General features: G+C 49.1%; 25 protein-coding genes. 9 read left to right on the forward strand and 16 right to left on the reverse strand.

Features of this window, described 5'->3' with window-relative positions:
- Window positions 1-78 precede the first annotated feature (78 nt).
- Window positions 79-1,194 carry an alanine dehydrogenase gene (gene ald / locus ACOQOZ_RS05125; protein ID WP_420591200.1) on the reverse strand — a complete coding sequence of 372 codons (1,116 nt, stop codon included), beginning with the start codon at window positions 1,192-1,194 and terminating at the stop codon, window positions 79-81.
- Between the two features lie 110 nt (window positions 1,195-1,304).
- Here ald and ACOQOZ_RS05130 point away from each other — a divergent pair, with 110 nt between their 5' ends.
- Entirely contained in the window at window positions 1,305-2,597 is a 1,293-nt protein-coding gene (locus tag ACOQOZ_RS05130) for a hypothetical protein (protein WP_420591201.1), read from the forward strand.
- 124 nt (window positions 2,598-2,721) lie between these two features.
- Window positions 2,722-3,183, forward strand: a complete 462-nt coding sequence (locus ACOQOZ_RS05135; RefSeq protein ID WP_420591202.1) for an ABA4-like family protein — start codon at window positions 2,722-2,724, stop codon at window positions 3,181-3,183.
- A 24-nt stretch (window positions 3,184-3,207) separates the two neighbouring features.
- Here the strand turns inward: ACOQOZ_RS05135 and ACOQOZ_RS05140 are convergent, their stop codons facing one another.
- Window positions 3,208-4,806, reverse strand: coding sequence for a response regulator (locus ACOQOZ_RS05140; RefSeq protein ID WP_420591203.1), 1,599 nt, complete (start codon window positions 4,804-4,806; stop codon window positions 3,208-3,210).
- Between the two features lie 170 nt (window positions 4,807-4,976).
- On the opposite strand from ACOQOZ_RS05140, the gene ACOQOZ_RS05145 reads away from it, so the two are divergent.
- Window positions 4,977-6,878: a methyl-accepting chemotaxis protein gene (locus ACOQOZ_RS05145; RefSeq protein WP_420591204.1), complete on the forward strand. Its 1,902-nt coding sequence runs from the start codon at window positions 4,977-4,979 to the stop codon at window positions 6,876-6,878.
- 104 nt (window positions 6,879-6,982) lie between these two features.
- Here the strand turns inward: ACOQOZ_RS05145 and ACOQOZ_RS05150 are convergent, their stop codons facing one another.
- The 4 genes from ACOQOZ_RS05150 to ACOQOZ_RS05165 form a co-directional block, all read right to left on the reverse strand.
- Window positions 6,983-7,543: a chalcone isomerase family protein gene (locus ACOQOZ_RS05150; RefSeq protein WP_420591205.1), complete on the reverse strand. Its 561-nt coding sequence runs from the start codon at window positions 7,541-7,543 to the stop codon at window positions 6,983-6,985.
- 135 nt (window positions 7,544-7,678) lie between these two features.
- Window positions 7,679-8,035 carry a diacylglycerol kinase family protein gene (locus ACOQOZ_RS05155; protein WP_420591206.1) on the reverse strand — a complete coding sequence of 119 codons (357 nt, stop codon included), beginning with the start codon at window positions 8,033-8,035 and terminating at the stop codon, window positions 7,679-7,681.
- A 69-nt stretch (window positions 8,036-8,104) separates the two neighbouring features.
- Window positions 8,105-8,569 (reverse strand): DMP19 family protein, encoded by a 465-nt coding sequence (locus ACOQOZ_RS05160; RefSeq protein WP_420591207.1) that lies wholly within the window; start codon window positions 8,567-8,569, stop codon window positions 8,105-8,107.
- Window positions 8,570-8,714: 145 nt separating this feature from the next.
- Window positions 8,715-9,617, reverse strand: coding sequence for an alpha/beta fold hydrolase (locus ACOQOZ_RS05165; RefSeq protein ID WP_420591208.1), 903 nt, complete (start codon window positions 9,615-9,617; stop codon window positions 8,715-8,717).
- Between the two features lie 279 nt (window positions 9,618-9,896).
- On the opposite strand from ACOQOZ_RS05165, the gene ACOQOZ_RS05170 reads away from it, so the two are divergent.
- On the forward strand, window positions 9,897-10,085 hold the full coding sequence (locus ACOQOZ_RS05170) for a hypothetical protein (protein WP_420591209.1): 189 nt from the start codon (window positions 9,897-9,899) through the stop codon (window positions 10,083-10,085).
- Window positions 10,086-10,104: 19 nt separating this feature from the next.
- Here ACOQOZ_RS05170 and ACOQOZ_RS05175 read toward each other — a convergent pair whose 3' ends face one another.
- The 4 genes from ACOQOZ_RS05175 to ACOQOZ_RS05190 form a co-directional block, all read right to left on the reverse strand.
- Complete coding sequence (locus tag ACOQOZ_RS05175; RefSeq protein WP_420591210.1) at window positions 10,105-10,722, reverse strand: tRNA-(ms[2]io[6]A)-hydroxylase; 618 nt, start codon at window positions 10,720-10,722, stop codon at window positions 10,105-10,107.
- A gap of 84 nt (window positions 10,723-10,806) precedes the next feature.
- Window positions 10,807-11,586, reverse strand: a complete 780-nt coding sequence (xni, locus tag ACOQOZ_RS05180; RefSeq protein WP_420591211.1) for a flap endonuclease Xni — start codon at window positions 11,584-11,586, stop codon at window positions 10,807-10,809.
- A 69-nt stretch (window positions 11,587-11,655) separates the two neighbouring features.
- The gene (locus ACOQOZ_RS05185) at window positions 11,656-12,936 is read right to left on the reverse strand and encodes a glutathione S-transferase N-terminal domain-containing protein (RefSeq protein ID WP_420591212.1); all 1,281 of its coding nucleotides are present in this window, start codon (window positions 12,934-12,936) and stop codon (window positions 11,656-11,658) included.
- A gap of 13 nt (window positions 12,937-12,949) precedes the next feature.
- Entirely contained in the window at window positions 12,950-14,749 is a 1,800-nt protein-coding gene (locus ACOQOZ_RS05190; protein WP_420591213.1) for an ABCB family ABC transporter ATP-binding protein/permease, read from the reverse strand.
- A gap of 66 nt (window positions 14,750-14,815) precedes the next feature.
- Here ACOQOZ_RS05190 and ACOQOZ_RS05195 point away from each other — a divergent pair, with 66 nt between their 5' ends.
- The 4 genes from ACOQOZ_RS05195 to ACOQOZ_RS05210 all read left to right on the forward strand — a co-directional run bounded on the left by ACOQOZ_RS05195 (window position 14,816) and on the right by ACOQOZ_RS05210 (window position 18,483).
- Window positions 14,816-15,874 (forward strand): M14 family metallopeptidase, encoded by a 1,059-nt coding sequence (locus ACOQOZ_RS05195; RefSeq protein ID WP_420591214.1) that lies wholly within the window; start codon window positions 14,816-14,818, stop codon window positions 15,872-15,874.
- 139 nt (window positions 15,875-16,013) lie between these two features.
- The gene (locus ACOQOZ_RS05200; protein WP_420591215.1) at window positions 16,014-16,709 is read left to right on the forward strand and encodes a TorF family putative porin; all 696 of its coding nucleotides are present in this window, start codon (window positions 16,014-16,016) and stop codon (window positions 16,707-16,709) included.
- A 40-nt stretch (window positions 16,710-16,749) separates the two neighbouring features.
- Window positions 16,750-17,568 (forward strand): alpha/beta fold hydrolase, encoded by an 819-nt coding sequence (locus ACOQOZ_RS05205; RefSeq protein WP_420591216.1) that lies wholly within the window; start codon window positions 16,750-16,752, stop codon window positions 17,566-17,568.
- A gap of 114 nt (window positions 17,569-17,682) precedes the next feature.
- Window positions 17,683-18,483: a DUF1338 domain-containing protein gene (locus ACOQOZ_RS05210; RefSeq protein WP_420591217.1), complete on the forward strand. Its 801-nt coding sequence runs from the start codon at window positions 17,683-17,685 to the stop codon at window positions 18,481-18,483.
- Between the two features lie 89 nt (window positions 18,484-18,572).
- On the opposite strand, the gene creD is transcribed toward ACOQOZ_RS05210, so the two are convergent.
- The 6 genes from creD to ACOQOZ_RS05240 all read right to left on the reverse strand — a co-directional run bounded on the left by creD (window position 18,573) and on the right by ACOQOZ_RS05240 (window position 24,699).
- Complete coding sequence (gene creD / locus ACOQOZ_RS05215) at window positions 18,573-19,964, reverse strand: cell envelope integrity protein CreD (RefSeq protein ID WP_420591218.1); 1,392 nt, start codon at window positions 19,962-19,964, stop codon at window positions 18,573-18,575.
- 73 nt (window positions 19,965-20,037) lie between these two features.
- On the reverse strand, window positions 20,038-21,486 hold the full coding sequence (gene creC, locus ACOQOZ_RS05220; RefSeq protein WP_420591219.1) for a two-component system sensor histidine kinase CreC: 1,449 nt from the start codon (window positions 21,484-21,486) through the stop codon (window positions 20,038-20,040).
- Window positions 21,483-22,148: a two-component system response regulator CreB gene (gene creB / locus ACOQOZ_RS05225; protein WP_420591220.1), complete on the reverse strand. Its 666-nt coding sequence runs from the start codon at window positions 22,146-22,148 to the stop codon at window positions 21,483-21,485. The genes creC and creB overlap by 4 nt, the downstream gene beginning before the upstream one ends.
- 3 nt (window positions 22,149-22,151) lie before the next feature.
- A complete protein-coding gene (locus ACOQOZ_RS05230; RefSeq protein ID WP_420591221.1) occupies window positions 22,152-22,658 on the reverse strand; it encodes a hypothetical protein in 507 nt (168 codons plus the stop codon).
- 97 nt (window positions 22,659-22,755) lie between these two features.
- Window positions 22,756-24,159 carry an ATP-dependent RNA helicase RhlB gene (rhlB, locus tag ACOQOZ_RS05235; RefSeq protein WP_420591222.1) on the reverse strand — a complete coding sequence of 468 codons (1,404 nt, stop codon included), beginning with the start codon at window positions 24,157-24,159 and terminating at the stop codon, window positions 22,756-22,758.
- Window positions 24,160-24,171: 12 nt separating this feature from the next.
- Window positions 24,172-24,699, reverse strand: a complete 528-nt coding sequence (locus ACOQOZ_RS05240; RefSeq protein ID WP_420591223.1) for an elongation factor P hydroxylase — start codon at window positions 24,697-24,699, stop codon at window positions 24,172-24,174.
- A gap of 101 nt (window positions 24,700-24,800) precedes the next feature.
- Here ACOQOZ_RS05240 and ACOQOZ_RS05245 point away from each other — a divergent pair, with 101 nt between their 5' ends.
- The gene (locus tag ACOQOZ_RS05245) at window positions 24,801-26,168 is read left to right on the forward strand and encodes an MATE family efflux transporter (protein ID WP_420591224.1); all 1,368 of its coding nucleotides are present in this window, start codon (window positions 24,801-24,803) and stop codon (window positions 26,166-26,168) included.
- Window positions 26,169-26,247 lie beyond the last annotated feature (79 nt).

Genomic DNA, 26,247 nt, shown 5'->3' on the forward strand with positions numbered 1-26,247 from the left:
GCGTTCCCTGACAGCAGATTTTTCTGCTGCAAGGGTAACAAATCAGGCGCTTAGCCGACTATTAAAAGCGGTAAAAAATCAGGAAATGGCGGCCAGCCGATCAACCGCTTCAATATTCTGGGCTGCAGCCACTTCCGCCACGGTTAACTGGCCCTGCCAGACATTCAGTCCCTGCAATAAATGCGGGTCGTCCAACAGCGCCGCTTTGGCACCTTTATTGGCCAGCGCCAACACAAATGGCAGTGTGGCATTGTTTAATGCCTGGGTTGAGGTACGCGCCACCGCGCCGGGCATATTGGCAACGCAATAATGAACGACGCCCTCTTCCACGAAGGTTGGATCACTGTGGGTGGTAGGACGAGCAGTTTCAACACAGCCCCCCTGATCGATGGCGACATCAACAATCACCGAACCCTGTTTCATCGATTCCAGATGTATACGACGAACCAGTTTAGGCGCCGCCGAACCCGGAATTAATACCGCACCAATCACCAGATCCGCCTGGGGTAAACATTCGTCCAGTGCGGTACGGGTGGAATTCAGCGTCTGTATACGGTTGCCGTATTGCTGATCGAGCTCACGCAGGGTTTGCATCGAAGTATCCAGCACTGTTACTCGTGCTCCCATACCCACGGCAATGGCCACCGCATTACGGCCAACCACACCACCACCAATCACCAACACATTACCGGCCGGAACGCCTGGCGCACCGGACAATAAAACGCCACGACCACCGGCTTCCATTTCCAGGCTGCGCGCTCCAGCCTGGACCGCAATGCGCCCAGCGATTTCCGACATTGGTGCTAATAAGGGCAACCGCCCTAAGGTATCGGTGACGGTTTCATAAGCGATACAGATCGCTCCGGATTTTATCAGCCCCTGGGTCAGCTGCGGGTCCGGAGCCAGGTGCAAATAAGTGAAGATGGTATGCTGCTCGTTCAGCAGTTTAACTTCCTGAGGCTGTGGCTCTTTTACTTTGACGATTAAATGAGCAAATTCGAACACTTCAGCGGCACTGTTCAGCACCATGGCGCCACTGGCGAGATAGTCCTCATCACGAAATCCAATCGCTTTACCGGCATCGTGTTCGATAGCCACTTCATGGCCATGATGAACCAGCTCACGCACACTGTTTGGCGTCAGTCCAACACGGTATTCGTGGTTTTTGACTTCTTTAGGTACACCGATCCGCATACGCACCTCGACGGGTTACTGAGAGGAATGTTTTTATTCAGCAATGTCTTGAGTTTAGTACAAAAAATGTCCACTCTTACATCGAAACGCTATAACTCAAAGGACTGGTTATGACCACTTTTTCGACCCGTATTTCCCCTCTGATATACTCCTGCGCTTGTTCACTGACGTGTTTTCTGTCGCTGATTCTGATCAGCATCAGCAGTTATGCAGAGCCGAGCAAGGAAGCCATCGATGGCGTCTACCAGCTGGGCGCTCCGGAACGTGGCCAGCAGAAGCTGATGATCCAGTACGGTGAATTAAACGGTCGTAAGGTACTGGCAGCTGCAGCCTGCCAGGGCTGTCCTCCTGCGGTGTATACCTATCAGGAAGAGCCGTCGAAAACCCTTAAAACTGATATTTTTATGGTGATGGGGCTGTATCTGATTCGCTATGACAACGACAGCTTTGTGGTCGTTCAGCCCGACAAAGAACTGGGAAGAGCAGTCTGGACACAAATTGGTCACGCCAATATCTATTCAAAAAACCCGGAAACAGCGCGTAATACTACCCGCGAGCAAATCACTCAATTTTCTCTGGCGCTGTCGGACAAAATTATGAATCAGGAAGTAGGCGAACTCAGCCATTCCGCAGGCACCTACCATCTGGCCGCTCCCATGACCCATTTAGGTCGCCCACAGCGAACCTATGAAATTACCTTTAACTCAGAGGGTAAAAAATCAATCGATATCAAACCGTGTGACAAATGTGGAATCGATCGTTATGAATTTTTACCCAATGAGAGTTCGATTATTGGTGTGGATGTTTACCGCCATGCCACCAGCTATTATCTGTTCGATATCAAAGATGGCGTATTAATTTACACCTTTGCCAACGCCGCTGGCCTTGGTCGTGACGATTGGAGTAAACACAGCAAGTTTAATCTGTACTCCAATAATCAGGCGTATGTTCGCCAACTACTGGCCAGCCAGGAAAAACAACAAAATATCGATAACGCCATGGCCGGCTATTTTAAAGCCATTAAAGACGAATTTATTCGCCAGGCTGAAGAGGAGCAAAAAGCGGCAACAGAGCAACGTGATTTACCCGCCGAAGGCTATGCTGATCGCAGTCAGAAACAGCAGGCATTAAAAGCGGCCAAACAATGGGCCAATAACTGGGGCTGGAAGGAAACGCTGAAAGACGCCTATTTTACCAGCAACGACTGGTCAACGCTGCGTCATCCACTCACCGGCATTGTCACCGGTAAAAGTATTCGTGGCATTGTCACCATGACCCACCCGGATGGTCGCTGCCGCTTCCAGTACACCAGCTTCCGCCAGGACCACGACGGCCAGAAATTTTATAATCTGCATATGACCGGTGTTGGTCCGATATACGACATCCGCTGCGACAAACTCTGATCAGCGTTTCAGCGCTGATTCTTCTGTCTTATTCAGGCCGGTTAACTGGCCTGAATGCCTCTTTTCACCGACACAAACAACCGTAATAATGGCAGCATCGATAATAAAAAAGATCTCTGTTGTTATGCCTGTTTATTCCCGGATATTCGCCGTTGCCAACCGTATCACTCTGGTTGCCTGGATCGCTTTGCTGGTCAGTCTGTTTCTCGATGATTATCGCGAGCAGATTCACCAAATATTATTTGCGGTAATTATCTTTGGCTTGTCGGCGCTGTATTCCTATCTGATGTTTTTAGGCAAACGCCACGATGGTGAAGGTGAAAAACCGAAGGGGCATTTCAAGTCTCTAAAGGGAGTGATGTCGTTATTTAAAGCGCCCAGGGCGGCACTGGCAGGTTGGATTCATTATCTGGCGTTTGACTTATTAACCGGCATTTTAATCAGTCAGCATGCTTTGCAGCACGGCATCAGTGTCTGGATTTTAATTCCGATTCTGGCATTTACTCTGATGCTGGCCCCGGCCGGTCTGATGTTTTATTTTCTGGTATTTTTTATCGCACAGGGAGAGTGGCTACTGCAGTTTTAGCCAATATTCGCCAGGCCGGGAGAATTATTCGGCCGTTTCTTTCTGACCTGCCAACAGCTGTGACAAGGTATCAAACAGCTTGTTGGCATCAACGGGCTTGGCCAGAACCAGATCCATTCCCGAATCAAAACAAATCTGCCGTTCGCCTTCGGTAACCCCAGCGGTCAAAGCAATCACCGGTTTCTGATAACCCTGATCACGTACCTCACGGGAAGTAGTGAAACCATCTTTAACCGGCATATGACAATCCAGAATTAACGCGTCACACGCCGGGTACTGATTATCATCCAGCAGCTGTTGGCCGTTTTCGTAGGCGGCCACCTGTACTCCGCGCTTTTCAAGTAAGCGGGTTAATACTTTGCGGCTGGTGACGTCGTCTTCACACAACGCAATCTTAGCGCTCATTAATGTGCGCTTCTGGTCAGAGCAGGCCTGCACTTCCGACGCGGCTGTTAATGGCAGACTCAGCCAAAAACAACTGCCCTGCCCTTCATCACTGCTGACGCCAACGTCACCACCCATCAGATGGGACAAGCTGCGACATAAACTCAGCCCTAATCCGGTGCCGCCAAACTGACCGGCAGTTGCCGCACTTTCCTGTTCGTAAGCATCGAACACCTGTGCAACGCGGTCAGCACTGATGCCGATACCGTTGTCCTGCACCTGGAAATACAGCGAATGATCATCTTCCGAGCGCGACACCCGAATGGAGACTTCCCCTCCTTCCGATGTGAACTTGTAAGCATTACTGAGGAAGTTCATCAGAATTTGCTGAATCCGCAGGCTATCACCTGCGACACAAACATCCGCTGCTGGCGCAACATCGGAATAAAAGCGGATATTTTTTTGCTGCATATTGGCCGAGAAGATAGCGCTGACTTTTTCGATCAGTTCATTTACGGCAAAAGAAGCAATATTAAGTTCCAGCTTGCCTGCTTCGATTTTCGATACATCCAGCACATCGTTAACAATGCCTAATAACGCTTCCGTGGTGTAATCGAGGTCTTTAATTAACTGCTGCTGTTCGTCGCTCATTTTAGTGTCGGACAACAGTTGCACCGTCCCCAATAAACCGTTCAGCGGTGTGCGGATTTCATGACTCATATGCGCCAAAAACTGGGTTTTGGCCAATGACGCCTTATCCGCCTGAGCCACACGACTGCCCAGATACTCCGCCGTGAGAATATCGCGATAGCCACGCAAGGCCGTGGTCAGGGAGAAAAACAGGCGATTCTGGGTAACGTCTGCCTTCGACAGATAATCGTTAATATCGTAATTCTGAATTACTTCATGTTCCGGTGCGTAGCCTGCCTGACCGGTGCGTAACAGAATGCGGGTGGTGTGATTTTTCAGATCATTGCGGATTGTTTCAACCAGACGCAAACCAGCATCGTCGGTTTCCATCACCACATCCAGCAGGATGACAGCGATATCCGGGCGCTGATTAAGCAAAGCTCGGGCTTCACTGGCGCTTCTGGCTTCGAGGATTTCCAGCCCCTTTCCTTCGAACCGGAATCGCGATAACACGAGGCGAGTCACTTGTATGACCGACTCGTCATCGTCAACCACCAGCAGAGGCAATCGATCTGCTAATAGATCTGGCAATGATTCTGCTGCGTTCATGGCTTCCTTTACTCTTGTGCAGGCAATCAATAGGACTATCAATTGATGATAGTCGAACTTCCGCGGTTCGCTTTGGGCAAATTAATAAAACGGCAAGTTAATTATCCGGTGTCTATAGTTAATAGTGTATCAAAAACTCATCGATAGCTCTTTTCGGATAAGGCAACTTTATGGCTGTATCGTTACCCGCAACTCACTGGCTCAGTAATATACCATTCCGGTTAAAATTCAGACTGATCATCGTCATTTTTATTTTGCCTTTGCTGTACAGTGGCTGGTTTATCTATCAATCGGAAAATAAGGTCATCCAGATGGCCAGCCAACGTCTGATGGAAATGGCCAACAGCCAGCAACTCAGAGCCATCCACAAAACATCACTGGAACAACGCCTGAGTGATGCCTTACAAGGTCAGCAAACCAACTGGCGTCAGATTTCGCTCAACGGTTTAAACAGCAAACACCAAAGTAAACTGAATGAAATTGCCGCAGGCTCTGCCCCCCGACCATTCCGGCTCTGGACCCATCAACTGGAACAGGCGCTGGAAGAACAAGCCCTGACGTCCGGGCTGTTATTGGATGATCACCCAACCACTCTGCTGATCGCCCAACTCGACAGTATCGACATTCCAAGATTGGAGTCTGTGCTGGCATCGCTGCAACTCCACGGCGTGATGATGGCCCGGGCCGGGCAATTCACGCCTGACAGTTATATTCAACTCAGCCAGCTGTTCAGCCAGGCCAGTAACATGCTGGAGTCGGTGAACAATAAAATGATGCTGCTGGATGACAGCAACAGCCGCAGTCAGTGGCAGAATACCCATAAATCCGTCCAGAGCTTCCTTGATCTGATTAATCGCGAATACATTCAGGCTGATGCCATCGCGATTACAACGTCCACCATCAGCAACCAGGGTAATCAACTGCTGGACAATCTCGAGTCATTTTCGCAACAGCTGTATCAAAGCTACGAGCAACTAAATCAGACTTATCAGCAAGCTTCCCGTAATCAACTGATGTGGTCTGCCTTGATTTTCCTATTAATGGTGGCGGTTGCCATGTACCTGATTGCTGCGGTTAACCTGGCCCTGAGCAGCAACATCAGCCTGGTGGCGAAAATGGCGCGCGACATTGAGAGCGGCAATCTGCGTGGTGGATATCCGAAAACCGGCGAAGATGAGCTCGGCCAGGTTGTGAACTCTCTGGCCAATTCGATTCTGAGTCTGCAGCAAACGGTCTGTGCAATCAGCGATAACACCGCCAGCTTGTCGTCAACGTCCAACAGCATGAACAGTTCAGCCCAGGAACTGAGCACATTAGGCAGCCAGCAAAAACTGAAAGTTGAGCGCATTACCCAGGCAGCCGACAACCTGGCAGAAAGCGCTCAGCAGGTTGACCAGTTATGCCGCAGCGCCGAAGAAGAAAGCCACTCGACCCAACAGACCGCCCAAAGCAGCGCTGAGCGCAGTAAAGAATCCGCTCAGGTAATTCGTAACCTGGCAGAAACAATTCGTACCGCCGCCGACCGCATCTCCGCTCTGGCAGCTCAGACCGCGGAAATATCCGGCGTGACCGACGTGATTAAAACCATCGCAGAACAAACCAACCTGCTGGCACTGAATGCGGCTATTGAAGCTGCACGCGCCGGTGAGCAAGGCCGTGGATTTGCCGTGGTTGCTGACGAAGTCCGGACCCTGGCGACCCGAACTCAGGAAAGTACCGAAGAAATTGAGTCCACCATCGGCAGCCTGCAAACCGTGGCTGAAGAGGCGGTAAAAGTGATGAACGAGGCATGTGAAAAGGCCAATCAGGGAGAGCAGGAATCGCTGGCCACCGGTGAGGCGATGGAAACCATCCTGTCGTCCATGGCGAGCATCAATACAGTGATTCAGCAGTTGACCAGTGCCGGCAGAGAACAAACCAGCGTGGCGAACGATATCAGCCAGAATATCTTTGCCGTGGATGAGTCAGCCAGCCAGCTTCAGGATCAGTCGCAACAGGTTGCACAAGCGTCTGCCAGTGTTGCCGATCAAAGTCAGCAGCTGACCAGCCTCAGTGGCAAGTTTCAGGTATGAGTATGGAATCACAGCAACAGGCCCAGATTCCGGAGTCTTAGCAGTATACGTCAGACACAAAAAAGCCCTCATCCGAGGGCTTTTTTTATGCGACGCCGAATCGATCAGCTGTCCAGCATTTTGTCTTTTAAACGATCCTGAATCGGATCTTCTGATAACCAGATACCAAACAGAGCCTGTTTAAACTTCAGACCTTTTACGTTGGATTTGGACTCACCATTACGGTAAACCGTCACACCGGATGCTGGCTCATACACCAGATCAAAGGTATCACCCTCTTCTACAGCGTCCTGGAACGCGGTAATCAGCTCTTCAACTTCTGCTTCAATAGGTGCAACGTTACCACCGGTAGAGCGAACGAAACCGTCACGGGTTGAATCAGACATACGCTTAGGGTTAATCATGCTGGAAACGATGTGTAAGCGAATGGCCATTGGCTCATCAGCGGCAATAATTTCTTCAGCATTCTGATTCGTTTTTGGCAGATATAACGCCGCAACGTAAATATCCATAAAGAACTTGGTACGGATACCAACACCGTTCAGTACTAACTCCTGCTGATCGGCAGCAAATTTGTCAGCCACGTCAACACCAGCAACCTCTTTCGCGGAAACCAGCGGGGATAAGCTCAGGACAAGAGCCAGACTCATGAGAAAACGCATCATGTGAGATTCCTTTATGTTTGTTTTTATCAGTAGAACGTTCGCAGCGGCCTTTATAGTTACCACCCGATGCAAATGCAAGCACTATCTTGCACACTCGTACAATCAAAGTACAGGTCATTCCGGCCCGGAAAGCGGTTATAACCAATGTGGTAAAAACACAATCAGAGCAACGGCCAGGGCTGCAATTGCGCAGAATAACACGGCACCGGCAGCCACATCCTTGGCTTTACCTACCAGGGGGTGATGTCCCGGGTGCAAAGCATCGGATAACGCCTCCAGTGCAGTATTCATTCCTTCGGCTGCCACAACCAGCGCAATGGTCAGAATAATTGCCAGCCATTCCCAGCGTTCCAGTCCGGTTATTAAGCCAGCAACGGTGACAACAACCAACGCCAGCAAATGAATCTGAGCATGGGTTTCGGTACGGAATAAGGTCCACAGACCGTTAAAGGCATAACCAAAACTTTTCAGACGGGTTTTTATCCAGGACATAAAATCAACACAAACACAAAAGGCCCTGATGCACTAAGCAGCAGGGCCGGAAAACGTTAGCAACAAAAATCAGCGGAATTCTTTCAGATTTTTGGCGACAAATTTAAGCGTCAGCTCAACCAGGTTTTCACCAGCATCGTAAAAACGATCATCAAGCTCGGCAATATCGTCAGCACGCTCGCTTTCGATATGATCAAACATCTCGATGCGCTCATCTTCATCCGTGGGGACATGACGATTTTCAAAAAAGTCGACCAGCCTATTCAGCAAGCCGTAGGACTCTTTGGCCTTAATGGTTTCCAACGCCAGTAACGTATCTTCGGCTTTGGCACCAGCATCATGGTGGATGAACTGCACAAAGCCACCATTTTCCATTTCGCGAAGCAAATGGTCGATACAAAACACCACTTTTTCAGCAAGGCTGAGCGATTCGTATCCCTGATCCGCTTCTTTGTCGAAGATCACATCAGTGATCTGAAGAAATGAATCGGTTTCATCGGCGACATCCAGCGCCGCCTGAATCTCCATGTTCATAAGGTCCTACTCGTTTCTCTCTTAAATACAAAGGGTAAATCCACCATAGCTTACACCCCCTTGTTTGACAAAGGTTTTACAAGCTTTCCATAAGATAGGCCCAATTGGCGTATTTACCCTATACCAGAGAAAATAACTGGCGGTTTTAGTCCAGTTCCAGTAGTTCCAGTATTTTTTCGGCAGTCTGCTGCGGTTGCTCCATCGGGAAACAATGACTGTTGCCAAACATCTGCCAACGAATATTGGAATTGACCCGGGCTGCACGCCGCGCAGATCGCTGAATAAACCCATAGCTGTCATTTGCCACCAGAATATCAACCGGTACCTTAACCTGCCTAACCCCGTGCCACAGACCGCGTGGATAAGAACCAAAAATGGCACCTTCCCAGCGCGGGTTACAGCTGAGCGTGTACTCGCCGTCGCGCAGCTGACTGCCATCCTCAACAAACGCCTGTAAGACATCCGGGCGCCAATGGCGATACAGGCCTTTTTCTTTTAATTCGTTAAACATGGTTTCCTGATCGGGCCAGGTTTGACGTCGATTGGTCACCGAACGCACCAACGCACTGCGTTTCCAGATACCGGTGGTCCGTGATACCTGCTGTGCCAATACAATTTCCGGCGAAAACAGCACTGGATCCAGCAGAATGATACGACTGAATAATTTCGGATCACGCGCAGCTGCCAGCAAGGTCAGCACTCCGCCCATGGAGTGACCCACACCCACTACCGGCTTTCCGGTAGGGTTATTCTGGCGTAGCGCATCTGCCACCGCTCTGGCCATTGCCTGCCAGTCTGGCATACGGTGTTTTGGTTGTTCAGAACCGCCGTGTCCGGGAACGTCAGTCAGCCACAACTGAGCGGCCGCTGGCATCTGCTCGGCAATCGCGGCCAGAGTTGTGGCGCAAAAACCATTGCCATGAAGAAAGTGAAGTTGCGGCGCATCATCGTGCTGACCCGGCCGTTCATATCCTGTTAACTGCTGAATATGATGACCGCTTTTTACCGGAAAAGACCACGGGGTCAGGGAGTCACGAATAAAAGTCATTACTGCTCTCTTACAGGTTCGAAACAATTACGTTTGCGGACACAGAGTCCGAAAATGGCGCGAGATGTTACATTAGCCGATAAGATTAATAATAGTTAAAAATGCGCAGACCACAGCAAAGGTCAATCATTCGTTAAAAAAGGCAATAACCACCCGAACGGCGAAGTTTGTCGGCAATGCCCAGGCAGCTCAACCAAATGGCTCAAAAAATGTACAACTAAAGGATTGCAGCCAGAATGTTTTGCTCTATTCTGGAGATGACAATGACAAGGGAGAGAAATGACAATGACGTCTGCCGCAGTATTATCCGCATTAGAATCAAATCGCCGTTATACCGACTTTAAAGACGCGAAAGCCCGCCTCGATCAGGCACGCAGAGATCTGGAAGCCAGAGTCATCGACGATCAGGAATATCACCAGATCGCCGAAGATTGCCTGAAAATTATTCGTTCCAGCGGCAAACATTAAGCCCGAACGACATCAGCGATCAGGCGGCGCTGGGAACACCACTGTGGAAACGGAATTCATCATCAGGCGCTTCAATTAACTCACGCTCCAGTTCACGGAACATCTGGACCCGATCATCGATCGGTTCACTGGAGTATTGTGCAGCCAGACCAAGGTAATCCTGATAATGGCGACCTTCCGAGCGTAACAGTGAACGATAGAATTTCTCCAGCTTGGCATCCAGAAACGGCGCCAGTTTGGCAAAGCGCTCACACGAGCGAGCTTCAATAAAGGCGCCAACAATCAATACATCAATCAGTTCTTCTGTGCCGCCTTTACGTACGGCATCGCGCAAGCCAGAGGCGTAACGTGATGAAGAAACGTGGCGATACTGGATATCGCGCTCTTTCATGATGTTAACGACCTGCTCAAAATGCAGTAATTCTTCACGTGCCAGCTGGCTCATCTTTTTCAACAGATCTTCGCGTTCAATATGCTTATACAGCAGATTCATTGCGGTGGTAGCGGCTTTCTTTTCACAGTTAGCATGATCAATCAGCAGAATTTCCTGCTCCTGCAAGGCGCGCTCAACCCAGCTGTTCGGGGTTTCGCAGGCAAGAAAATCATTAATTTCGGCAAGAACTGCTTCAATGCTCATAATCAGACTCGGTGATGGAGAAAAAACGCTGCGGATTTTAAGGAAAAGACCGGCCGATAACAATGACGAGGCTCAAGGCCTGCATCAGCGCTCAGTCGTTTGATGGTTTTGCCAACGCAAATCACTGAGATTGATACCCAGGGGGACATCCAGCCTCAGACTGGCAAGAATACGAGTGAGAATGGCATCCCGCCAATGCTGCTCGAGCCGTTGTTGTTGCTTAGTATCCAGCTGATCGAGACACACCAGCAACTGATCAAGTGAACCAAACTGGTCGAGCAGATGACCGGCAGTTTTCGGGCCTATACCCGCCACACCAGGCAGATGATTGGTGCTGTCTCCGGTTAATGCCCAATAATCCACCAGCTGCTGTGGCTGCAAGGCAAATTTCTGCTCCACCATCAGTTCGTTATAACTGAAGCGGTCAAAGTGGTTACGAACCTGAATGCGACCATTAACCAGCTGACAAAAACCTTTATCGGTCGACAGTATCATCACATCCAGTCCGGCAAAGGCCGCTTTATTGGCCAGCGTCGCGATAACATCATCCGCTTCCCAACCCGCCATATCGATGCACGGCAAGCCATTCTGATGAAAATACTGAGTCACCTGCTCCAGCTTTTGCTGCAGCGCTTCCGGCATCGGAGGACGATTGAGTTTGTAGTCGGGATACAACTGGTGACGCCAGGTCTGGCATTTTTGTTCGAACACCATCGCCACATGACTGGCCTGAAACTGCTCAGCATTACGTGCAATAGCACTCAGACAACGACTTTGAGTTGCCTCTATCTGTAAATCGCCCTGGGGAGCAGCAGCATAGATGCGACGAATCAGGTTCATCGCATCAACAATCAACAAGCGCAAATGTCAGACCTCAAAAATACGGGGGGATACCAGCCATGGCTTTCATAGCCGGTAACAATACCGGCTATTCTACGCCAGTTCGCCGCTGGCCTGAATCGCATGGGCGGGCATTAATCCGGTGGTATTGAGTTTTTCCGACAACCAACGCCGTTCACTGTTGGTCAGGTCATTAAACTGGCGTTTCAGTTGTTGCCATGTTTGCACCTGAAAACTTTTAGCAACCGATTTAAATGGCGTGCCATCAATTTCTCCGGCATAGATCACCTGGCCTTTCCAGAAAGCCGCCTCATTAAATAACGTCTGCCCCTGTAATTTGTAATTCAGGTACGCCGCTTCATTTTGTTGCATTAATGGCAGGTAGACGCGACTGATCTCCGCCAGTAATGGCTGCAGATCATCAAACCATCGCGCCGGCGTATCGGCATTGGCCTGAGAGAAATCCAGTTCAGCCATTCGCAACAACCAGACATAGGTGTTGGGCGCCTGGGATTCGATCCACCTCGCGGCTTCCGGGTCCGGTAAGTTCATTCCCAGTTGACCATAAATACTGGCATCGGCCAGTGAATAACAGTCACCAAATAAATACGGGCGATGACTGAAGATGGCTTCTAGCGCCTGCAATACCCGTAAAAAAGAAGCTTCCAGCAGCGCATGTGTTGCTGGGAAATCTTTGTGAGCCGGTGGCTGACGATTACTGGCGACTCCCTCAATTTGAAATTCCTGAGGTGCAACACTGAACAAATATGGTAAACGCCGGGTCTGTCGGGCACTGAAAAACCGTGCAGCAAGAATTTGTAATGGCCCCATCACCGACCGTAATTCACGACCAAGGCGATCACCGGCATCATTTTCGACCGCTGCAACTTTCCAGCGGTTGTGATGCACCATGTACAAACCCCAGTCATCAAAAAATTCTTCGATCAGGTTTTGTAACCAGTTTAATGCTGCATCGTGTTTCGCCGGAAATACCGACCGTTTAATATCCAACTCCGTTTGCCGATGTTCAAACCAATCAGCAATCGCAGTGGAATCGTATAACGCTTCACCCGCCGGGCCAAAAACAAACGGCACCAGAGGGTATTCGTCTTTATCATCCATCTGTGGCCAGGTCAGTGATTTAAAACCACCCACCAGCGCCATTTTATTCGCTTGCACCAGAATATTATCGAGGGTGTTGCCCTGTTCATACAAAAAGCGGAACGGTACGCCCATATATTGCAGGCAATTAATCACCTTTAAGGTAAAAGGTGATAATTCCGAGCCGAGAACCGTCCAGAGCTGCTTTTTTTCAGCTCGTGATAAACCCTGAATATCCGGTAAGCGATAGTGAGATGACATGTTCATTTTCATTTATTATCTGGCGTTATTTTTCTGCTTCCTGCTGCATTTGCCACAACTGGAAATAGCGTCCTCTTTTGTTCATCAGTGTGGCATGACTGCCCTGTTCAACAATCTGGCCATCTTCCAGCACAGCTATGTTATCTGCTTCCACTACCGTTGATAGCCGATGGGCGATGATCAGCGCGGTATGACCGGCTGAAACCTGACGAATGGCGTCCATAATGCCACGTTCGGTATGAGAGTCGAGGGACGATGTCGCCTCATCAAACACCATAATGGCCGGTTTTTTCAGCAACATCCGGGCAATAGCCACTCGTTGTTTTTCACCACCGGATAATTTCAGACCACGTTCCCCGACACGGGTATGCCAGCCGTCTTTGGCGTGTGACAACAAGTGATCCAGCTGCGCCATACTAATCACCCGTTGCAGCTCCTCATCACTGGCATCCGGTTTAGCATATAACAGGTTATTTTTTAAAGTATCGTTAAACAGCACCGATTCCTGCGGCACAATACCTAACTGTTGTCGCAGTTGCTGCTGCGGCACCTGATCAATGGCGATGCCGTCAATCAGCACACTGCCCTGATTCACATCGTAAAAACGGAATAATAATTTCGTCAGCGTCGACTTACCTGCGCCACTGCTGCCCACCACCGCCAGCGTTTTTCCGGCTTCCAGCGTCAGGTTCAGTTGTTTAAGAATGGGACGTTCGGCGTTATAGGCGAAATCAACCGCATTAAATTCCACCTTGCCCTGGTTAACTACCAATGGCTGCTGACCGGTATCGGCGACCGTTGGTGTTTCATCCAACAGCTCAAACATACGCTCAATATTGGCCATCGATGCTTTAATTTCACGATAAACAAAGCCGAGAAAATTCAGTGGTAAAAACAGCTGGAACATAAACGCATTAACCAGCGTAAAATCGCCAAGGGTCATACGGCCAATCACCACGTAATAGGCGGCAAACAGCAGCATACTGGTCATCGCCAGGGTAATGATCAGTGCTTGTCCGGCATTTAAACCAAACAGAGTTAAGCGATTTTTGCGTCGCGCCTGTTCCCAGTCGGCCAGCGCACTGTCATAAGCATTTGCCTCCCGGGTTTCAGCGGTAAAATATTTAACGGTTTCATAATTCAGTAAGCTGTCGAGCGCCCGTGCATGGGTCGTGGAATCCGCCTGCGCGGCCTGGCGCACATAACGGGTGCGCCACTCGGTCATTTTTATTGAATAACCAACATAGGCCACGACGGCGATAAGTGTAATCAGGGCAAAAACCGGCGGGTAATTGGCCAGTAATAATCCAATCACCAGCACCAGCTCTAATAACGTCGGGCCGATATTAAATACAAAAAATCGCATCAGAAAGCTGATGCCGTTAGTACCGCGTTCGATATCACGTTGTAACGCACCGGTCTGGCGATCGAGATGAAAACTCAGGCTCAGGCTGTGTAAATGGCGAAATAATTTTAGCGACATCCGCCGCATCGCACGCTCGGTGACCCGGCCAAACAGCACATCACGAATTTCCCCCATTAAAACGTTGAGGAAGCGAACCGCACCATACGCCAGTAATAAACCTAACGGGAACCACAACCACCAATCCTCGGCCACCGCATTATTAACCTGAGAAAGATGATCAACCTGATATTTGAGTAAAAACGGCATTCCGACACTCGCCAGCTTTGCCGCCACCAGACATAACAGCGCCAGCAAAACCCGATAACGGTATTCCATCAGGTAAGGCCAGAGGGTTTTCAGCCAGTAGCCCATGCGCAACTGATCCGGCTCATAGGTGGGAAGCTGGGAATAGGTTTTCATCAAATTGTTACTCTACACTGATGTAATGGCGGGTCGATTCAGTGCAAGAGTAAGGATCAGAGGACTGTGATTCAACGGATTTACCACATAAAACGTGCATTACCGGAATTGTTTGAGCTGGAAAAACTGCTCGAAGACGGTCGACAGCATATCCGCGTCAGTGTGCCGACACACATTCCCCAACAGGATGTTCAGCTACCGTTTTATGTGCTGGAGATGGGATCGGATGCCCCACTGGCACCCACGTTGGCATTAATTGGCGGCGTACATGGCATTGAGCGCATTGGCACTCAGGTAATTCTGTCATTTCTGCGTACCTTGCTAAGGCGGCTGGACTGGGACCCTGTTGCCCATGAGCAACTGGCACAGATTCGTCTGGTAATGATTCCGATCGTGAATCCCGGTGGCATGTGGCACAACACCCGTGCTAATCCAAACGGTGTGGACCTGATGCGGAATGCTCCAGTTGACGCGTTACATAAAACGCCGTTTCTGGTTGGCGGCCAGCGCATCAGCAAACACCTGCCCTGGTTTCGCGGAAAAAAAGATGCCGCGATGGAAGACGAAAACATTGCATTAACGCAAACGATGGAGCAGGTTTTTGCCAATCAGAAACACTGCATCAGCCTCGATTGTCATTCCGGTTTTGGCAGTAAAGACCGCATCTGGTTCCCCTACGCTAAAAGCCTGCTGCCCTGGCCAAATCTCGCTGAAGCCTATGCGTTAACGGAGATGTTTGAACACACCTACCCCAGCCATGATGTGTATTTATTCGAACCCCAGGCACACTCCTACACCACCAATGGTGACGTCTGGGACTATGTGTATGACCGTTATTGCCAACACCAACCGGACGGCCTGTACCTGCCACTGACACTGGAAATGGGATCCTGGCTTTGGGTGAGAAAAAATCCGCGTCATTTATTCCGCTATCACAGTCTGTTTAACCCCATTCTGCCGCATCGGCATCAGCGTATTCTGCGGCGCCACTTTACCCTGATGGACTTCCTGATGTCGGCCGTGCGCAGCATGCCCAGCTGGGCTCCCGCCAGTGTCGAAGAGAAAGCCGGACTCCACAGACGCGCCATCGAACGCTGGTATCCGGAATCATTACATCAGCCGTAATTGTTGTGATGACAACCACCGATTCAGACCGAATCGGGTAAATAAGCGTAAGGACGTGGCCCGGGCACGTTATCGCGGTCACAAACGGCGAAAAATTGCGTATGATAGCCACCTGTTTTTTATAGTTAAGTTTGGTTCCATGTTACGTCTGTCTTTGCTTGCTGCTTCACTGACTCTGGGCTTCAGCCTGCCATCATCTGCGGATTTCAGCGCCAATATCGGCCTGGCCAGCGAGTACGTTAAAGATGGTATTTCGTTATCACGGGGACGTGTTACGCCGCAGGTTGGTTTGACCTATCTGAATGATTGGGGCGCTTATGGCGGTCTGTGGGCGTCTAACCTGGATCAGAAAGGCGATAGCCGTTACGCCGAGTGGAGCGGTTTTGGTGGTTTCTATTTCCCGGTGACGGAAAGCCTGGCACTGGATCTTGGAGTAACCCGCTACGACTACCTGGGTGATGCCAAATTTAATGATCAGGAATACAACGAAGGTTTTGCCCGCCTGCTAATAAACGACGCCTGGACCCTTGGCCTGCGTCACGCCAATGATTACCTCGGCTCAGGCCATGACAAGCAAGCCATCGAAAGTGCCTACACCATGCAAAGCGGGTCATTTTCAATTGAGTTTTACCTGGCTCAGAATCGTTATCTGACCACTGACGACACCACCAACTTCGGTGGAAATCGCGACAATTACTGGCACTTCCGCTTTGGCCTGGGTCGTACCTACGACAACTGGGATTATCGTCTGCGGATCGAACGCACGAACCTGGGCAGCCGTTTTGATGGTGGTACCAACATTACCTTCGGTATACACCGCTACTTTGATTTTTGATTAATTTCTGATCAGTTTTTGATTCGCAGGAGATGGGGATATGGATGTCGATGTTGTTCCGCCGGAAAACAGCCAACAACATAACAACCTGCCTCATCTGGTGTTGTTGCGCGGTCTGATTCGCAGTCGTTTTCATTGGGAACAGTTTCCCCAGCAACTGCAATCGGCCTTCCCTGATCACCCCATCCTGACCCCTGAACTGGCCGGCAACGGCGAACGTTATCGCGAAAAAACGCCGTTTTCTGTCGCCGCCATGGTGGAAGATATCCGCCAGCAAATCACCGATACCCGTCGCAACCAGCAACCGGTAATTGTTATTGCAATATCGATGGGGGCCATGATCGCTTCGGAATGGGCACGTCGCTATCCGCAGGAAATCGACCAGTTACATCTGATTAATACCAGCTTCAGCAATTTATCGCTGCCCTGGCAACGCATGCAGGCACCGGCATTTTTTTCTCTGGTGAGCCGGTTATTCGACCGACAAAAACTTGAGCGTGAAATTATTCGCTGGACCATCAACACCGATCAGGGAGTCGAACTGGAGAAGCGTTGGCAACATTTTGCTGTCACCCACCCACTCAGTCATCGTAATGCCATTACCCAGCTATTGTCTGCCAGCAGTTACCGGGGACCACTGAAGGCGCCTCTGGAAAACGCCTTCTTTTACTGCAGTCGTCACGACCAGCTGGTTAATAGTCACTGCACCCGGCAGATTGCCCATCAGTGGCAAAAGCCTTTGTTAATTCACCAATCTGCAGGTCATGATTTATCAATGGATGACCCGCAGTGGCTAATTCATAACATCCAATCAAATATCCATGGGTTAGCTGATAAGGGCATATCAAAGACAGGCTGACATAGCGTTTAGAGTTTAAAAACGCTTTTTTATTGACTTATTCCCGGTGGCTCTATTTTTTAAAGAAAGGCAGAAAGCTCACGTTAATGCCCTGTTTAAGAACCGGAGACACCTATGGATATTCATCGCAGGCTGACAGAGTTCTTTGAAAATCTTTGGCTGCCCTATCAGGCCATCACCCCGCAAGCCGGGAAAATTCACGCATTGCTACAGCACCATAATGAATCGGTAGACAACGATCATGTAGCGGTGCGCACCTGGGCCGATTCACCGGTACAGATATCTCACCTTGAACAGCAATTATTTGACCTGGGATTTTTTGTTTTTGATGAGTACCACCTGACACAAAAAAACGTCTACGCCCGTAGCTACAACCACAGCGAAACCAACACCAAAATCTTTCTCAGCGAACTGAACTGGCGGGCACTGCCAGCGGATTGCCAGCCCTTAATTTCGGCGATGATTGCGCAGATTCCTGACAGTTATCCAAATGGCTTTAATAACGGTTGTTTGTGGCGAACACCCAGCTATGACGATTATTGCCAATTGCAACAGCACAGTGAATACGCTGCCTGGTTAAGTGTCTGGGGATTACGGGCAAATCACTTCACGGTGTTTATTAACTCACTGAAGCATTTCACGCATTTGCAGCAACTGGTGGATGTCCTGCAACAGCAGGGGTTTGAATTAAATAACGCAGGGGGAATTATTAAAGGCGAAGAGGACATCGGATTAATACAGGCCAGTACCCTGGCAGATTATCAGCCGGTTCTGTTCAGCTGTGGCAGCAGGCATGAAATACCCAGCTGTTATTACGAGTTTGCCCAGCGCTTTGACGTCGACGGTGAATTGTACCAGGGGTTTGTCAGCACCAGCGCCGATAAAATATTTGAATCCACTAATAGTAAAAAATAATACATTTTATTCTACCAAGAGGCCGGGCACCGGCGACGTAGTGCCCACCTCACTTTTCAGGCAGAAAATTATAAATATTATTCAATAACCTATTCTGTTTTAACGTTACCAGTTGGAGACGTTTTCACCGCGGTCAGCTGGTACCAGTTGATATTACGGGTGCTGATCATTGTCAGCGCTAACATCAGGAAGATAAGCATCGACCCCATCAACATCGCATGGTCTTCGGATTGTATAATCCCGTAGAGCAGCGCATACAAGGTGGAAATACTGGCAAAAAACACAGCTGCCAGCTTTCGACTGAAAAAGACATAACGAAGGTACCAGCTAATCAACAAACTACTGGCAATCGCCGCGATCAAATAAGCAAGCAAAAAGGAAAACTGCTCAGAAAGTGCAAATAACAACAGGTAAAATACCACCAATGCCATACCAACCAAAGAATACTGAATCGGATGAACTGGTAGTTTTTTAATTACTTCAAACAAGAAAAATGCAATAAACATCAATCCTATAAATAAAATTGCGTATTTGGTTGAGCGCTCAGACTGGCTATAGATATTTACAGGTTCGATCAAATCCACCCCAAAAGTATTCTTCTGGCAACTTTCAGAACCACATTTTTTTGATATACGTTGAGCACGGCGATCAATAGCTATTGCAGATATAGACCAACTGGCACTAAAACCATTCTCTGAAACGTTGCGACTAACCGGCAAATAGCGTCCGGTAAACTTTGGGTGTGGCCAATTTGAAGACAGGCTGACTTTGGTTTCTTCTGCAACGGGTAAAAATCGTAAATACTGAGAACCGCGAACCCTGAGGTTTAACCGAAACCTCAGCTGAGCATCAGCCCCTTTAACATTGACCTTATTACCTTTCAACCCCAATGAGCGACCTTCTAATAAAGCATGAATGGCATTGCCGCTATACGAGTAACCACTGCCAGCAGAAAACGAATACTTTTGCTCATCCTCAAAAAGTATCACAGGCTTCTCAACAATACCTCTGACATCTTGTATATGAACGACCACTCTGGGCTTTCCAATACTTACAAGGTTTTTCTTCTGGTTCAGAGTTTCTAATTCTATAAGGCTGAAATACCCCGACACATCAGAGTTTGATGTATATACAGGAAGCTCATATATACCCGAAAATAAGGATTCAAGATCTACCTGCGTCTCATACGCCAGGTGCCCTGGCTGCACAATTAACTCTCTTTTAACAATGGAAGTTTTTTTGACAACCGAGCCATCATCTTCCTTTTTTTCGTAAGTTCTTCTGACCTTATAGGGAACAACCAGTCTTGGTCCAGACAAAACCTGTGGACCGCTCCAACTGGTCGATATACGGTCTTCTGCCTGCTGATGGTAATAACGGCGATCATTAATTTGCTCTGAAACCATAGATAACGGAATCATCAGTAATAATGACAACACAGTAATCGTGATAAGTTTTATCAATAGCGATCGATTAGTCATAGCATCTCTCCTTTATTAGTAGAGAATGAAGACTAAAGAGGTAATATGTTCTCTGTATGTGGTTTTGGTGTGGTTAGTGTAAAGCCGGAAAAATCAGTCTCGCCAGGGTGCCGTCACCATCGGGGTTAGCACTGATATCAACCTCTCCGCCATGAAGCTCCATTATCTGAGAAACGAAACTCAGCCCTAATCCGCTGCTTTTCCCCTTATCGGCCCTGGGCAACGAATAAAAACGTTCGAATATCCGGTCACGGGCATAGTCTGGAATGCCAGCCCCCTGGTCCAACACATAAACAACCGCTACTGCTGGATGAACATCAGTATCTTGATAACAACCGATTTCTATAACTGTATCGGAAGAAGAAAAATCCAGTGCATTGGCTAAAAGGTTATCCAATGCCTGAACAACTAAAAACCGTTCCGCGGTAATGCATAGAGGATCTTTATTAACCACTTTCAATCTGACTGCCTTAGCATCAGCCCTGTCTTGATAACTAATACACATCGCTTGCAATAAGTCCGGTATATCAATCAATTCCGGAGTTTCTGGTCGGGTGCGGTTCTCCAGAGTCGTCAGTGCCAGCATACGACTGATTATATCTTCAAGGCGCTTCCCCTGTTCAAAGATATTTTTTGAAAAGAGCTGCTTTTGTTGCTCTTCCATCGGAAGTTGCAATAGCTCCGCAGCACCTACAACAGCAGCCACCGGGCTTTTCAGTTCATGAGTTAAAACCTGAACGTATTTTTCAATATAATCTTTGCCAGCCAGCTCGGTTTCTAAATCGCTCACCGCTTCTACCAGATTCTGCAGCTCATGACTTCCGAGATCTGGTTTTTCAACTCCTATTTTTCCGGTTCTTAAAGCACTGACATAGTTTTGCAACTTTGCGACTGCCAATGTCAGATACCAGGACAATAAACCGGCTAAGAAAAAGGAGAGAGCCAATAACCACAAACTTTCATTACGGATTTTCTGCCAACTCGATAATACAAAAGGCTGGATGGCGTCATTTGGTTTGATCAGCGTAACAACGCCAAACAGTTCCTGCTGAAAATAAACCGGAGCAGCAACATACATAGTTGAAGTAGAAGCATCATGTTTTTCAGCTCGTGTCGTTCGCGCACCATATTCACCCTGCAACGTCAGAAAAACATCATTCCAACGTGAGTAGTCTTCACCCTGTGCCTCCCCGCGGGAGTCAAACAGTACAATGCCGTTATTATCCGTTAGGTAAAACTCCAGATTACTGCGTAACTTATGCACACTCCAGATATCGGCATTGATCTGACGCTGTTTGAAATGCTCAGATATATCCTGCAACCGATCAATATTAAAACTGCTATTTGCCAGATCGCTGGTTATAAACTCAGCAATCAGGTTCGCTGTATCAACCAGTGTTTCTTCAGTCGCATTTTTTAAAGCCGGGCGTAACTCCTGCTCAAATGAAGAAAATGACCAATAACTGCTGATAGAAATTAATATTAAAAAGCTGAGGAAGATGCGGACGCTGAAACGTTTCATAACTTCAGACTGTATCCGAGGCCACGATGGGTTATCAATGGATCATCATTGGCGCTTATCACCCTTAATTTCGCCCGCAGAGTTTTTATATGGGTATCCACTACTCTGTCCGAACTACTGAGCGGCTCACGCCACACTGCCAGCAACAACTGCTCACGGGTGAAAACCTGATTCGGATGATTCAGTAAATAGCTGAGAACTCCGTACTCGTACCGGGTTAGATCAAGCTGTACATCACGATATTTTATTTCGCAAGCTTTATCATTAATCTCAAACAGGCCAGAAGGTTCTGTCTGAGTATTAATCCGTTTCAGAATAGCTTTGATTCGCGCGACCAATTCTCGTGGACTAAACGGTTTACAAACGTAGTCGTCAGCGCCAATTTCAAAGCCAACGATACGGTCGACCTCTTCGGAACGGGCTGTTAAAAACAAAATCGGTACCTGAGAATATTGCCGAATAGCTTTGCACACCTCAAAACCATTGATATCAGGCAAACCAACATCAAGCACAACACATCCAGCTTTGTGTACGCCAAACCAATCCAGAGCTGACTGGCCCTCCGTAAAGTGAGTGGTGGAAAATCCTTCATAACGCAGAGCAAAACAGATGTTATCTGCTATTGCCTGTTCATCCTCAACAACCAATATCATTTCGGACATGAATCAGGACGCCGGAACCCAATTCACACATGGAGCGGTCTTTCCTAAACACAAAGGAGCAAACTCTTCGGCTAAAATCGAAAAAGCTTTTTTTTGGTCTTCAAGGCGGGGTTTATACAATTTAGGGAAAGTGACAATACCAGTGGAGTCAACACCCGAAGGAAAACTGGCAACCTCTGGGTAATAACCAATCAGAGTTTTTTTATCGAATAACAACAAGCTGAAATACTGCAGATAATCGTCGCCCTTAATACGCTCAAGGCCGATTAAGGTGCGTGTGCCGCTGTCTCCGAAGTAATACAACGACACAACATGGTCGGTATGACTACCCTTCATCAGCGGTGATCGAATGGCATACAGGTGACGTTCGGTCCATTCCGGCGTCACCCATTTCGGTTGGTTTTTAACCCCGTCCGGCGTTTCCTGCAGCACCGAATAAACTTCAGCCAACGCCTGAGAACTGAGCATCAGGCAAAAACAACAAAGAAGAAAATGTTTCAATGACGTCATTGTTTTTATCCTCACCTTTTTATGGCTGTCATCCTTTTCAACCCGGCTGCCGATTCGTGGTGGCGGTGCAAGGCCGCCTCCACAACGTTCAGCCTGATTAATCAGGCTGCGTCAGTTCGAGTTTTGTGCCGAGGTATTTTTCCAACGGTGGTAAGTTAAACGCATCGTCTTCCGACACAAAACTTACCGAGGTACCTTTGGCACCGGCACGACCGGTACGGCCAATCCGGTGTACGTAATCTTCGGGATCTTCCGGCAAAGTAAAGTTGATAACGTGGCTGACGTTATCAACGTGAATACCACGACCAGCAACGTCAGTTGCCACCATAATGTTCACATGACCATCGCGGAAACGCTCCAGCGTGCGAATACGCTTCTGCTGATTCACTTCACCCGATAACAGCACGGATACGTAACCATTTTTGTTTAATTTATCACACAGATTTCGCGTCAGATCACGGCGGTTTGCAAAGATAATGCAACGCTCTGGTTTATCGCGCTCAAGGATTTTAGCCAGCAGGTCGTATTTGTCGGATTCCGCCACCAGGTACAAGGTCTGTGTCACACGGTCGGTGGTCACCTGCTCCGGCTCAATGACGACGGTTAACGGATCAAACATCCACTGGTCGATCAGAATACGAACATCGTAGTTAAAGGTGGCCGAATACAGCAGTGTCTGACGCTCTTCTTTCGGCGGCGTTGAACGCACAATGCGGCGCACATCCGGGATAAAGCCCATGTCCAGCATGCGGTCCGCTTCATCCAGCACCAGCACTTCGATCTGGTCGAGGTAGACATCCTGGCTGCGCATAAAGTCGATCAGACGGCCCGGCGTGGCCACCAGAATATCGACCACTTCATTACGTAATTGATGACGCTGTTCTTCATAGTTCATACCGCCCACAACAGTACAAACATTCAGTCCGGTGAATTTCGCCAGACCTTCAGCGTCTTTACCAATCTGCATGGCCAGCTCTCGGGTTGGCGCCACAATTAATGCACGTGGCTCACTGGCAAAACGTTCTTCGATTTTGTCGGTCAGTAGCTGGTTAAGAATGGTCAGCAGGAAGGCTGCCGTTTTACCGGTACCGGTCTGGGCCTGACCAATGGTGTCACGGCCACGTAACGCAGCAGGTAAGCTCTGTGCCTGGATCGGCGAGCAATATTCAAAGCCCAGGGCGTGGATGCCGCGCATTACGCTCTCGGGCAAATCCAAATCATGAAAACGCACCTTGCCTTCCATCGGCTCGACTTTAAAGTCTGCCGGATTCCACGGTGTATCCTGTGGCTTAGGTTTGCGGTTCTGGTTGCGCTTGTTGTTACCGCCCTGCTTTTTCTTCTGGCCGCCTTTGTGAGCCTGGTGCTCCGCTTTATGCGTGTCGCGTGCTGGCTGATTACTTTTTTTATGAGCTTTACCTTGCGGCTGGCCCTTTGTTTTGGCTTTCTGTGCGGCTTTGGGAGCATCTTTGCTCTTAGCCGAACCGAACAATTTTTTTAACAAAACGAACTCCGGTTATAGACGGTCCAGCACAAATAACTCGGCGCTGAATTGACGGTGGCGTTGATAATAATCTAATAAGGACTGTTTTAACACTTCGGCCCGGTCTGGCAGGCCTTCGCTGAGATAGTGCTGCGCCTGTTGCACGACGTTATGGCGAAAACGCGCCAGACCGGCAGCAACTTCATCCGGATCACCGTCCAGATTGTCAGTGCTGACGTGGAACTTGCGACCACAGGCTTCCGACAGAATCCACTCCAGCGCCTGAGGTTTCACCTCGACCTGCTCAAACTCACGCTGACGATCAGCACTACGGCCATCCGGTTCATACCAATAACCAAAATCCACCAGCTGGCGCCGTTCCTTTCCGGCGATACACCAGTGACTGATTTCATGCAGCGCAGATTCATAAAAGCCATGAGCAAAAACCACCCGGTGATGTGGTGATTGCTGATCGGCGGGCAAATATATCGGTTCATCATCACCGGCAACCAACACGGTATTTTCACTGGATTGGAACAACTGGTTGAACAGTCTGATCAAGTCGTCAACGTTTAACAAATATCTATTCACTCTTACTGCACATCAGGGCAGAATGCAGCCCTGAAATTTTCTCTCTGTATTCATTCGCGGAAACTAGCGGCATGACTTTCAAAGCTCAAGAATTACGAGCTCTGCGCCAACTGACCCTTCCTATCCTGGCAACTCAACTGGCTCAAATCGGCATGGGCACCGTCGACACATTGATGTCCGGCTATGTCAGCACCCGAGACCTGGCCGCTGTGGCCATTGGCACTTCCATCTGGTTGCCTATCTGGTTGCTGCTGGCTGGCATTCTGGTGGCATTATCACCCCTTACTGCCCAGTTTAATGGCGCTGGCCAGACAAGCCGTTTACCCAAACTGCTGTCTGCCGCCTTATTCACCGGTCTGGCATTTGGCCTGATTGCTTCGGTTTCGCTGGCGGGATTATCGCAGCTACTGCCCCTGATCGTCGATGACCCACTGACCGCTAATATTGCCGGTGACTATTTATTAGCCATTGCCTTCGGCATGCCATCCGCCGGAATCTTTCTCGCCTACCGTTTTTACGCAGAAGCACTGCACCATCCGGCCCACGTAACCCGGGTGATGTTAATTGGCTTAGCATTGAACGTACCGGCAAACGGGTTATTCCTGTATGGCTGGTTTGGTCTGCCGGAGCTGGGTGGCGTGGGCTGCGGTATTGGTTCAGCACTGGTATTTACCGGAATGGCAATTGCTATGGCGCTGAATACCCGTAAGCACCGGCTGCAGCCACAAACGCCATTATGGCAGGAAGTTTTCCGCCCTGACTGGACTCAGGTCAAAGCTCTGGTTGCTCTGGGATTACCAATCGGAACCTCGATCTTTTTTGAGGTCAGCCTGTTTTCTGTCATTGCCTTATTCCTGACCGAACTCGGCCATATCACGGTTGCCGGGCATCAGGTTGCGCTGAATGTCTCGTCACTGACGTTTATGATTCCCCTGAGCCTGGGCATGGCACTCACCGTTCGTGTTGGCCACCACCTCGGCGCTAACAATGCGGATCTGGCACGCCAGACGGCCTGGCTTGGCGTAAAATTGAATCTGGCAATTGCTGCCTTTAATGCCACCTTAATGGTGACATTATCGAGCTTTATTGCCGGGCTTTATTCGCCCGATGCCGAAGTGGTAAAAGTGGCTTCCGGCCTGTTGTTATTTGCTGCGGTATTCCAGTTGTCGGATGCGATCCAGGTCGGCGCAGCCGGTGCCCTGCGTGGCTATCAGGACACTTTGCCAGTGATGGTCATCACCTTTATTTCATACTGGGCCATCGGCCTGACACTGGGTTATTACCTGGCCTTTAACGACCTCTGGTTTAACCAGAATCAGCCACTTGGGGCGGAAGGTTTCTGGAGTGGTTTAGTGATCGGGTTAACGGCGGCTGCGATTGCTTTGGGCTATCGTTTGTATCGGGTCAGCCAGAATCCGAAACTGGTGCACGCGGTGTAATCAATCAACAACACGCTTTCATCATTTTGTAACTGAATATCCCTGGCCTGGCCCTTACACTGGTTGATCTACGGTTTGT

The sequence above is a fragment of the Bacterioplanoides sp. genome, from assembly GCF_965219715.1.
Lineage (GTDB): Bacteria > Pseudomonadota > Gammaproteobacteria > Pseudomonadales > Oceanobacteraceae > Bacterioplanoides.

What these genes read in the sequence shown, in the direction of transcription:
- ald (WP_420591200.1), bottom strand. Translation starts at nt 1,194, where the DNA reads ATGCGGATCGGTGTACCTAAAGAAGTCAAAAACCACGAATACCGTGTT.
- ACOQOZ_RS05130 (WP_420591201.1), top strand. Translation starts at nt 1,305, where the DNA reads ATGACCACTTTTTCGACCCGTATTTCCCCTCTGATATACTCCTGCGCT.
- ACOQOZ_RS05135 (WP_420591202.1), top strand. Translation starts at nt 2,722, where the DNA reads ATGCCTGTTTATTCCCGGATATTCGCCGTTGCCAACCGTATCACTCTG.
- ACOQOZ_RS05140 (WP_420591203.1), bottom strand. Translation starts at nt 4,806, where the DNA reads ATGAACGCAGCAGAATCATTGCCAGATCTATTAGCAGATCGATTGCCT.
- ACOQOZ_RS05145 (WP_420591204.1), top strand. Translation starts at nt 4,977, where the DNA reads ATGGCTGTATCGTTACCCGCAACTCACTGGCTCAGTAATATACCATTC.
- ACOQOZ_RS05150 (WP_420591205.1), bottom strand. Translation starts at nt 7,543, where the DNA reads ATGATGCGTTTTCTCATGAGTCTGGCTCTTGTCCTGAGCTTATCCCCG.
- ACOQOZ_RS05155 (WP_420591206.1), bottom strand. Translation starts at nt 8,035, where the DNA reads ATGTCCTGGATAAAAACCCGTCTGAAAAGTTTTGGTTATGCCTTTAAC.
- ACOQOZ_RS05160 (WP_420591207.1), bottom strand. Translation starts at nt 8,569, where the DNA reads ATGAACATGGAGATTCAGGCGGCGCTGGATGTCGCCGATGAAACCGAT.
- ACOQOZ_RS05165 (WP_420591208.1), bottom strand. Translation starts at nt 9,617, where the DNA reads ATGACTTTTATTCGTGACTCCCTGACCCCGTGGTCTTTTCCGGTAAAA.
- ACOQOZ_RS05170 (WP_420591209.1), top strand. Translation starts at nt 9,897, where the DNA reads ATGACAATGACGTCTGCCGCAGTATTATCCGCATTAGAATCAAATCGC.
- ACOQOZ_RS05175 (WP_420591210.1), bottom strand. Translation starts at nt 10,722, where the DNA reads ATGAGCATTGAAGCAGTTCTTGCCGAAATTAATGATTTTCTTGCCTGC.
- ACOQOZ_RS05185 (WP_420591212.1), bottom strand. Translation starts at nt 12,936, where the DNA reads ATGAAAATGAACATGTCATCTCACTATCGCTTACCGGATATTCAGGGT.
- ACOQOZ_RS05190 (WP_420591213.1), bottom strand. Translation starts at nt 14,749, where the DNA reads ATGAAAACCTATTCCCAGCTTCCCACCTATGAGCCGGATCAGTTGCGC.
- ACOQOZ_RS05200 (WP_420591215.1), top strand. Translation starts at nt 16,014, where the DNA reads ATGTTACGTCTGTCTTTGCTTGCTGCTTCACTGACTCTGGGCTTCAGC.
- ACOQOZ_RS05205 (WP_420591216.1), top strand. Translation starts at nt 16,750, where the DNA reads ATGGATGTCGATGTTGTTCCGCCGGAAAACAGCCAACAACATAACAAC.
- ACOQOZ_RS05210 (WP_420591217.1), top strand. Translation starts at nt 17,683, where the DNA reads ATGGATATTCATCGCAGGCTGACAGAGTTCTTTGAAAATCTTTGGCTG.
- creD (WP_420591218.1), bottom strand. Translation starts at nt 19,964, where the DNA reads ATGACTAATCGATCGCTATTGATAAAACTTATCACGATTACTGTGTTG.
- creC (WP_420591219.1), bottom strand. Translation starts at nt 21,486, where the DNA reads ATGAAACGTTTCAGCGTCCGCATCTTCCTCAGCTTTTTAATATTAATT.
- creB (WP_420591220.1), bottom strand. Translation starts at nt 22,148, where the DNA reads ATGTCCGAAATGATATTGGTTGTTGAGGATGAACAGGCAATAGCAGAT.
- ACOQOZ_RS05230 (WP_420591221.1), bottom strand. Translation starts at nt 22,658, where the DNA reads ATGACGTCATTGAAACATTTTCTTCTTTGTTGTTTTTGCCTGATGCTC.
- ACOQOZ_RS05245 (WP_420591224.1), top strand. Translation starts at nt 24,801, where the DNA reads ATGACTTTCAAAGCTCAAGAATTACGAGCTCTGCGCCAACTGACCCTT.